We start from the raw sequence: 2,111 nt of genomic DNA on the forward strand, positions 1-2,111 counted from the left end.
CGCTCGACCTGCCCTTCCCCGACCCGCCGGAGACCTACTCCACCTCCGAGCACCTCTTCCACGACCAGGGCATCCCGACCGGCACCAGGGGCCGCATCGTCGACGCCGCTCCGGTGGAGCGCAAGCCGCGCGAGGACCGGGCCGGCGATCGAGGTCGTCGCGACGACAACTCCTCCGAGCGTCCCCCTCGCAGCCGCAACAACGACCGCAACCGCAGCCGCACGCGCAATGGGGCCTCGGTGGCCGGCGACAAGCCCGCCGCCCCGGTCACCGCCACGGACGGGGACAAGCCGGCCGCCAGCCGTACCAACCGCAGCCGTCGCCGGACCCGTTCCGGCGGTGGTGCCGCCACCGGTGCCGCGACCAGCGAGGCCTGAGAACCGCATCCCGGACGACGACGAGGCCCGCCCGAGCTCAGCTCGGGCGGGCCTCGTCGTACGAGCAGGTGCCTCTAGTTCTTGGACGGGATCCAGGCCTTGGCGGTCAGCGCAGGGTGGTCGCTGATGCCGTTGTAGACCTTCTCGAAGCCCGAGAACTCGGCGCCGGAGCCGAGCATCCAGTCCGGGCCACCGAAGCGCGGGACCGGGCAGGGGTTCTTCTCCGAGCCACCGTTCATGGAGACCAGCGGCGTCGCGGCGGCGACCTTCTGGCAGAACTCGGCCCGCTCGTTGACGTCGCCGATGACGAACACCGGGCGGTCGCGACCGGCCTGGAGCTTCTTGATCAGCTTGATCTCGCTCGCCGTCGACACGTCGCGCTCGTGCTCCTGACCACCGGGGGCGTTGTGGATCGCGACGACCCAGAAGCCGCGCCCCGTCTCGCGATCACGCAGGCGGACGTAGGGAATCGGTCGGGCCCAGCCCAGGAAGGGGCGCATGATGAAGCCCGTCTCCATCTGCTTGACCGTCTTGGAGTTCCAGGCGATCTGGATGGCCGAGCCGCGCGTGCCCAGCCCGCGGCGCGGGAAGAAGTTGTACTTCGGCATCACGGTCTGGATCTGGCGCAGCTGGTCCTTGGCGACCTCCTGGAACGCCGCGGCGTCGGCGCCCTGGTCCTGCACCCAGCGGGCGGCGCGGGTGGCGCGATCGATGCCGCCACGGGCGATCGAACTGCTCAAGATGTTGAACGTCGTCAGGCGCAACCCGTAGCCGTTGCGCGGCTTGGTCGGCATCTCCGGGGCCGTGGGAGCCGCGGTGGTCGCGTCCGCACTGGTCTCGGTGCTGGTCTGGCTGCTTGCGTCACTGCGGGCGGGCGCCGCCTCGGCGACGGGGGTCGCGAGGACCGGCGTCAGAGCGAGGCTGACGGTGAGCGCGCAGGTGGCAGCGAAGGCCTTGGGGGTGTGTGCCATCCGGACACCATGGCAAGCCCCCGGCGAGTTGCCAAATCCGCGCGGATGGTACACGTGACTCAGACCACCACGACCGGGGTGCCCTCGGGGGCGAAGTTCCACAACGCGATGGCGTCGGCGGTGGCCTGTCGGATGCAGCCGTGTGACTGCGGGGTGCCGAGCTGGGCGCGACTCTGGAGCGCGGTGTCGAGCTTGGTCGGGATGGTGTGGAAGCCGATGGCTGCGTGCTCTCCCCGGGCGAAGCGGACGAAGTACTCCATCACCCCCGAGTCGTCCACGCCGACCGCCCAGCGCGACTTCGAGTAGACGGCGTAGCGCCCCGGGTCGAGGTTGTCCACCACGCTGCCCGAGACGAGATACGTACGCCGCACGGTGCCGTTCCCCCGGACCAGCCAGACCCGTTGGTCCGCCTCACTGAACACGATCCGCCGCCCCGCGCCGGAGTCGGCCGGCAGGGCAGCCGGGTCGGACTGTTCCGCCGGCTCGGCCGGCGCGCTCGGACCCTGCATCCGAGGCTCGACCGCGCTGGTCGCGCTCGGTGACGAGGTCGGGCTGTGCGCCGCGGCCAGCCGGGCACCCTGGGCATCCTCGGCCGCGGACGGCGCGGTCGGGATCACGCCCACCCCCCCGAGCACGGAGAAGGCGGTGATGACGAGAGCCGCGAGGGCCAGCACGATCCGGCCGTAGCGCGGGCGAACGGACCGGTGGCGACTCATGGCGGATCAGGCCTTTGCGGCCTTGCCGGCCCTGCCGGCCCCGCCGG

Annotated in this window: 2 protein-coding genes and 1 pseudogene; 1 reads left to right on the top strand and 2 read right to left on the bottom strand. The window is 71.7% G+C overall.

Annotation, left to right across the window (positions count from 1 at the left end; translation table 11 throughout):
• Window positions 1-377 (top strand): annotated as a pseudogene (locus RMO85_RS07050) (ATP-dependent helicase); the annotation flags it as partial.
• A gap of 74 nt (window positions 378-451) precedes the next feature.
• Here RMO85_RS07050 and RMO85_RS07055 read toward each other — a convergent pair.
• A complete protein-coding gene (locus RMO85_RS07055) occupies window positions 452-1,348 on the bottom strand; it encodes an endonuclease/exonuclease/phosphatase family protein (RefSeq protein WP_310527976.1) in 897 nt (298 codons plus the stop codon).
• Between the two features lie 59 nt (window positions 1,349-1,407).
• A complete protein-coding gene (locus RMO85_RS07060; RefSeq protein WP_310527978.1) occupies window positions 1,408-2,064 on the bottom strand; it encodes a L,D-transpeptidase in 657 nt (218 codons plus the stop codon).
• Between the last annotated feature and the right edge of the window lie 47 nt (window positions 2,065-2,111).

Origin of the sequence: Nocardioides sp. (assembly GCF_031422975.1) — a bacterium.
Taxonomy (GTDB): domain Bacteria; phylum Actinomycetota; class Actinomycetes; order Propionibacteriales; family Nocardioidaceae; genus Nocardioides.

Excerpts from the sequence above, each read along its gene's own strand:
- RMO85_RS07055 (WP_310527976.1), bottom strand. The coding sequence starts at position 1,348 with ATGGCACACACCCCCAAGGCCTTCGCTGCCACCTGCGCGCTCACCGTC.
- RMO85_RS07060 (WP_310527978.1), bottom strand. The coding sequence starts at position 2,064 with ATGAGTCGCCACCGGTCCGTTCGCCCGCGCTACGGCCGGATCGTGCTG.